At 63.0% G+C, this 6840-nt stretch carries 5 protein-coding genes; 4 read left to right on the forward strand and 1 reads right to left on the reverse strand.

From position 1 onward, the window contains the following. Nucleotides 1-492 precede the first annotated feature (492 nt). Both MOV75_RS22375 and MOV75_RS22380 read left to right on the forward strand, forming a co-directional pair. Complete coding sequence (locus MOV75_RS22375; protein ID WP_246920832.1) at nucleotides 493-984, forward strand: hypothetical protein; 492 nt, start codon at nucleotides 493-495, stop codon at nucleotides 982-984. A 3-nt stretch (nucleotides 985-987) separates the two neighbouring features. Further along, on the forward strand, nucleotides 988-2187 hold the full coding sequence (locus tag MOV75_RS22380; RefSeq protein ID WP_247006628.1) for a hypothetical protein: 1200 nt from the start codon (nucleotides 988-990) through the stop codon (nucleotides 2185-2187). Nucleotides 2188-2214: 27 nt separating this feature from the next. Here MOV75_RS22380 and secA read toward each other — a convergent pair whose 3' ends face one another. After that, nucleotides 2215-5055: a preprotein translocase subunit SecA gene (gene secA / locus MOV75_RS22385; protein WP_247006629.1), complete on the reverse strand. Its 2841-nt coding sequence runs from the start codon at nucleotides 5053-5055 to the stop codon at nucleotides 2215-2217. Nucleotides 5056-5409: 354 nt separating this feature from the next. On the opposite strand from secA, the gene MOV75_RS22390 reads away from it, so the two are divergent. Together MOV75_RS22390 and MOV75_RS22395 are read left to right on the forward strand one after the other, a co-directional pair. After that, a complete protein-coding gene (locus tag MOV75_RS22390; protein ID WP_246920841.1) occupies nucleotides 5410-6336 on the forward strand; it encodes a peptidylprolyl isomerase in 927 nt (308 codons plus the stop codon). A gap of 119 nt (nucleotides 6337-6455) precedes the next feature. Beyond that, nucleotides 6456-6840 (forward strand): bifunctional ornithine acetyltransferase/N-acetylglutamate synthase (locus MOV75_RS22395; RefSeq protein ID WP_247006630.1); only part of this gene is annotated, 385 nt, incomplete at its 3' end.

A 6840-nucleotide genomic window follows, 5' to 3' on the forward strand; every position in this document is an offset into this window, starting at 1 on the left:
CCTCCGCCTGCTGCCCCCAAGCCCCCCGCAACCCCGCCCAGCGCGGTTGACGGCGAGAAGCGGGCCGCCGCCAACTACGCGCATACACTTTACGGCGCAAGCGAGGCGGCGCTGAATTCGGCCAGAGATTTCACTATGCGAACCGGAAGCGGGAGCTGCAGGTCGCGGAGGACAATTTCATCAAGGCGGCAGAGCAATACCGCAAGGCCGGTGACCCCGCAGGAGAGGCAAAGGCAAGACGTGCCATCGCGATGGTTCGCGCGGCCGACGCCAAGACGCCAGAGCGGGCGCCTCGTCCCGATCCCAAGCCGAAAGTTTCGGGCGCCAAGCCGTCCAAGGAGAATTGTGAGCGGGTCGAGGACATCAACTTCACGATCATTAAGCTAAAGTGGAACGACCCACAGCGCGCCGATCTCGTCGAAAAGCGAAATCAGCTCCGTGAATTGTGCAAGTGACCCGCTGGTGTTGAGCCGCTTTTAGGAGATCGTCGTCTTGCGAAACCTTGTCCTGACGATCGTCCTTTGCCTCGTTGCCGGCCCCGCTCCTGCTGCGGCAGGATCGTGGAAACTCGAATTCGACAACCGGCAGCTTCCCTCCCTGAGCTACTCGGAAGACGGCAAGCTGACGTTCGTTCTCGGATGCGGCCGCGCCTTCGGCCTGCATGCAAAGTATCCGGACAAGGCAGGACGCGCCGGCAAGGCCACGCTGATGATCGGGGACGGCCGCAGGACGATGAAGCTCGTCGGCGAGTTCGAGGAGCTGTCGGGGGACGACGATCTGACCAATTTCGTGCAATGGGATTTGGGCTTCTCGCGGCAGGATCCCGACCTGTTCGGAAAGCGCTGGAAGCGGGTGGAGAAGCATCTGCTCGACCTGATCGAAGGCGCCTCGCCGCTGACGATTTCGAGCAAGACCGCGAGCTACCAGCTTCCGAGGATCGACGCGCCGGACTGGCGAGCCAGCATCGAGCGATGTGGGCGCTAGCGCATGATCCGGAAAAGTGCGCACGGCGTCGACCGAGCCGCCATCCACAACGTGACCCGCTTGCATGTTGCCGACAAAGCCGATCCACATCAACGTCGGGAGTTTGACGTGCTCGCCAACCTTGCGGCCTTCGCGACCAGGTCCTTGATCCCCTTCGCATGCGCGCTGCTCGTTCCAGCAGCATGCTACGCGCAGCCCAAATGCGACACTATCGAGCGTGAGCTTGATAAGCAGTCGAAGCTTGCGGAGAACCTGGTCGCCCGCGAGCGGGCTGCGATCGAAGACCTCAAGAACCCCAAGCTGGAAGAGCTCTATGCGCGGATGTTGCGCGGCTGGGGTCCTGAAAAATACTTCGAGGAGAGGTCGAACTGGGACCTAACGCTCAGTTGCCTGAAGGAAGAGGCCGAGTTGAAATACTACAAGATTGGCGTCAGCGAGGAAAAGCAGCTGATCGAGAACGGATGCCAGCGGAATAAGGTGTCCTCCTGGAGGCTGGAGCAGGTCAAGCAACGGCAGGAATGGGTGGCGAAAAAATGCGGCAAGGTCGATCCGGCCTATTACGCGCAAACGGTCCGGCAGCTCGACGAGATCAAAGCCTACAAGTTGGCGAATGAGGAAAAGCCCAGCCCCACCGTGAAGCAGGCGGACGCCTCGGCGGCAGACAGCCCGTTCTGCAAGCAGGTCAAATCGATCAGCGCGCTGGCCGCCAACGGGTTCAAGCCGATCATCGGCCCCAGGAAGCCCGACAACATGTTCAGCAGCCATCTGCAGACCGACTCGTTCTCTGCATCCAGCAGGCTTGCTTTCGATAGCCTTTCTGCTTCACCGGACTGCGAGGTCATGATCGGGAACGAGCGGGAGCCGGATATCCAGCTCCGAATGCGGCCGGACTATAGCTGTACGTGGAACTACGAACGCACCAGCAGAAAGCAGCTGGAGGAAAGGGTCGACAAGCTTCTCAACGCCGCGCGAGGCTGCTTTTCGAAGATCGAAGAACAAGCTACCGACGACGGCTTCAAGCGGCACTGGTTCATTGCCGATGCGTCCGTCGACGTGTCCGGCACAGCCTATTATGGCGAAGGAAAACCCTCCCATATCAGAATGAGCATCAGCAAGTACGCTCCGGACGAAGCCATGGCGTGCATTCGCTGGAAGAACGGGAGCGGGAAGGACAAGGCGCTGTGCGAAAAGGCTTTCAAGTAGACCGGCGCCGCGCCCCGATAGGCTGCGTCAAGCATACCTTCCGTGGCAGTGCTTGTACTTCTTGCCCGAGCCGCAGGGGCAGTCCTCGTTGCGGCCGACCTTGCCCCAGCTGGCGGGATTCTTGGGATCGCGCAGCGCGGCGTCGGAGGCCTGAGCGCCGAGCGTGACGCTGGCGAGCGCCATCTCGTCCTCGCCGGTGTTCGGGTCGAACTTGTGCGCCTCCATCGGCGGCAGGACGGGCGCTTCCTGCTCCGGCGGGACGATCTCGACGCGCATCAGCTGCGCCGTGACGGCCTCGCGCAGATGAGCGCTCATCTCCTGGAAGAGGTTGAAGGCTTCGGTCTTGTACTCCTGGAGCGGATCGCGCTGGCCGTAACCGCGCAGGCCGATGACCTGGCGCAAATGGTCGAGCATGATCAGATGCTCGCGCCAGAGATGGTCGAGGGTCTGGAGCAAAATGGTCTTCTCGACGTAACGCATCACGTCGGGACCCCATTGCGCGACCTTGGCCGCCATGTGCTCGTCGGCCCTGGTCTCGATACGGTTCAGCAACTCCTCGTCGGCGATGCCCTCTTCCTTGGCCCAGTCGTCGACCGGCAGATCGAGATCGAGCACGCGCTTCAGTTCGTCCTTCAGACCCGCAACGTCCCACTGCTCGGCATAGGCATGCTCGGGCACGTGCTTGGCGACGAGGTCGTCGATGAAGGCATGGCGCATGTCGGTGACGGTCTCGGCGACGCTCTCGTCCTTCATCAGGTCGACGCGCTGGTCGAAGATCACCTTGCGCTGGTCGTTCTGGACGTTGTCGAACTTGAGGAGGTTCTTGCGGATGTCGAAGTTGCGCGCCTCGACCTTCTGCTGCGCCTTCTCCAGGGCCTTGTTGATCCAGGGATGAATGATTGCCTCGCCCTCTTGCAGGCCGAGACGCTGCAGCATGCTGTCGAGGCGGTCCGAGCCGAAGATGCGCATCAGATCGTCTTCCAGCGACAGGAAGAATTTCGAGCGGCCGGGGTCGCCCTGACGGCCGGAACGGCCGCGCAGCTGGTTGTCGATACGGCGGGATTCGTGGCGCTCGGAGCCCATGATGTAGAGGCCGCCGGGCTTCGTCACGGTTTTGGCGGGCTTGTTGCCCTTCGCCGGCTCGATCTCGACGACCTCTTCGGCCTTCAGCACGATGTCGCGGAAGCGCTCGACGTCGGCCTTGATCTGCTCGATCTTCCTGGCCTTCTCGGCCTCGTCTTCGATGCCCGCCGTCTCCTTCGGGATGCGCATCTCGAGCGAGCCGCCGAGCTTGATGTCGGTACCGCGGCCGGCCATGTTGGTCGCGATCGTGATCGCGCCGGGCACGCCGGCTTCCGCGACAATATAGGCTTCCTGCTCGTGGAAGCGCGCATTCAGCACAGCGAACAGCTTCGCCGGCTTGCCGGCGCGGGCGGCAGCGTAAAGCTTGTCGAGCGCGTTATCCTTGCCGAAATCGATCTGCTTGTAGCCGTTCTGCTTCAGAAACTCGGCCAGCACTTCCGACTTCTCGATCGACGCCGTGCCGACCAGCACCGGCTGCAGCCGCGAATTGGCCCGCTCGATCTCGGCGAGGATGGCCGTGTATTTTTCCTTGTGGGTGCGATAGACCTCGTCGTCCTCGTCGAGGCGGCCGATCGGCACGTTGGTCGGGATTTCCACGACCTCGAGCTTGTAGATGTCGAAGAGTTCGTCGGCTTCGGTCAACGCCGTGCCGGTCATGCCGGCGAGCTTTTCATACATCCGGAAATAGTTCTGGAAGGTGATCGAGGCCAGAGTCTGGTTCTCCGGCTGAACCTGCACATGCTCCTTGGCTTCCAGCGCCTGGTGCAGACCCTCGGAATAGCGGCGGCCCTGCATCATGCGTCCGGTGAACTCGTCGATGATGACGACCTCGTCGTCGCGGACGATGTAGTCCTTGTCGCGCGTGAACAGCGTGTGGGCGCGCAGCGCCTGGTTGATGTGGTGCACGACGGAGACGTTCTCGACGTCGTAGAGCGACTCGCCCTTGAGCTGGCCGGCATCGCGCAGCAGGGTCTCGATCTTCTCCATGCCGGCTTCGGTCAGCGTCACCGTACGCTGCTTCTCGTCGACCTCGTAGTCGGTCTTGTCGAGCTTGGGCAGGAAGCCGTCGATGGTGTTGTAGAAGTCTGAACGGTCGTCGAGCGGACCGGAGATGATCAGCGGCGTGCGCGCTTCGTCGATCAGGATGGAGTCGACCTCGTCGACGATGGCGAAGAAGTGCGGCCGCTGGACCATGTCCTCGAGCCGATACTTCATGTTGTCGCGCAGATAGTCGAAGCCGTATTCGTTGTTGGTGCCATAGGTGATGTCGCAGGCATAGGCGGCCTTGCGCTCGGCGTCGTCGAGACCGTGCACGATCACGCCGGTGGTCATGCCGAGGAAGCCGTAGATCTCGCCCATCCAGCCGGAATCGCGGCGGGCGAGGTAGTCGTTGACGGTGACGACGTGGACGCCCTTGCCGGCGAGCGCGTTGAGATAGACCGCCAGCGTCGCGACCAGCGTCTTGCCTTCGCCGGTCTTCATCTCGGCGATGTCGCCCTCATGAAGCACCATGCCGCCGATCAGCTGGACGTCGAAATGGCGCTGGCCGAGCGTGCGCTTGGCGGCCTCGCGCACGGTTGCGAAGGCGGGGACGAGGAGGTCGTCGAGCGTCTTGCCCTCGGCGAGCTGCTTCTTGAACTCGACGGTGCGGGCCTTGAGCGCCTCGTCGGAGAGCTTGGAAACCTCTCCCTCCAGCGCGTTGATCGCGTTGACGCGGGACTGATATCCCTTCACCCGCCGGTCGTTGGCGGAGCCGAAAAACTTGCGGGCGAGCGCGCCGATCATGCCTAGTTCCTGTGTTCGCGATTCAACCGCGTTGCAGCCAAGAAGTTGTCACCCCCCTGCCTATCAACTCACCGTGACGCCTGACGGCGCCGTTGGCCCGGACTGCGGGGGGCGTCCGCCATATGGGTGGGAATTGGACAAGTCTGGGTTCAACGGCCAAAAACGCAGCAAAATAAACGCCATCGCCATGGTCGCGACCGGGCAGAGATATGGCCCGGTCAGGGCCTTGTCAACGGCGGGCGCATTGCGGCTAATTCATCATTTTGACAGACTTTTCGCGTTGCCAAGGCCCCCTGAATTGGGCGAGTGTCCGCCCCGCTCGAGCAGCCCCCTGCTTCAACATAAGGATTTTCCATGACCACCTCGTTCCCGGTAACCACCGGCCAGCGTTTTCGCCGTGCGTCCGCCCTGGCTGGCAGCCTCGCTCTGGCGCTGTCCCTGGCGTTCGCGGGCCCGCTCCGGGCCGCCGACGATCCGGTGCTGGCGAAGGTCAATGGCGCGGAAATCAAGAAGAGCGACGTCGCCATGGCCGAGGAGGAGCTCGGGGCGAGCCTCGCCCAGATGGACCCGGCGACCAAGGACGAGAACGTCCTGTCGTTCCTGATCGACATGAAAATCGTCAGCAAGGCTGCCGAAGACAAGAAGGTTGCCGACAGCGAGGAGTTCAAGAAGCGCCTGGCATTCGCCCGCAACCGGCTTCTGATGGACAGCCTGCTCGCGGGCGAGGGCAAGGCCGCCACCACCCCCGACGCCATGAAGAAGGTCTATGAGGAGGCCTCCAAGCAGATCACCGGCGAGCAGGAGGTGCGCGCCCGCCACATCCTGGTCGAGACCGAGGACGAGGCCAAGGCGGTGAAGGCCGAGCTCGACAAGGGCGCCGATTTCGCCGAACTCGCCAAGAAGAAGTCCAAGGATCCGGGCTCGGCCGACGGCGGCGACCTCGGCTTCTTCACCAAGGAGCAGATGGTGCCGGAATTCTCGACCGTCGCCTTCGCGATGGAGCCCGGCAAGATCTCCGACCCCGTGAAGTCGCAGTTCGGCTGGCACATCATCAAGGTCGAGGAAAAGCGCAACCGCAAGGCGCCGGACTTCGAGCAGGTCAAGGCCCAGATCGAGCAGTACGTCACCCGCAAGGCCCAGGCCGACTACGTCGCCAAGCTGCGCGCCGAAGCCAAGGTCGAGCGGCTGGACCAGCCGGCGGCGGATGCCAAGTCGGATGCCAAGCCGGCGGACGCAGCCAAGCCGTCTGACAGCAAGATGGCGCCGCCTGCTAAGAAGTAAGACCGCGAAGAGTAAGAATTCGCTGTCACTTCGCTGACGCCAAGAGTATCTAACGTGTCGTGATGCCCGGCCCCCGTGCCGGGCATCTGCATATCCAGACCCCACCAAGGCGCCCCGCGATGTCCTCTTCCGTCTCTCCTCTCGCCCCGAAAACTGTTCCCGACATGCCCACCATCGCGGGCATCCGTCTCGCGACGGCCGAGGCCGGCATCCGCTACAAGAACCGCACGGACGTGCTGCTGGCGGTGATGGACAAGGGCACTGCGGTCGCCGGCGTCTTCACCAAGTCAAAATGCCCCTCCGCCCCCGTGGAATGGTGCCGCGCCAAGCTGAAGGGCGGCAAGGCACGCGCCCTCGTCGTCAATTCCGGCAACGCCAATGCCTTCACCGGCAAGACCGGCCGCGCCTCCACCGCGCTGACCGCCAAGATCGCGGCCAAGGCGGTCGGATGCAGCGAGGGCGAGATCTTCCTGGCCTCGACCGGCGTGATCGGCGAGCCGCTGG

It is taken from the genome of Bradyrhizobium sp. PRIMUS42 (genome assembly GCF_023006515.1).
GTDB lineage: Bacteria > Pseudomonadota > Alphaproteobacteria > Rhizobiales > Xanthobacteraceae > Bradyrhizobium.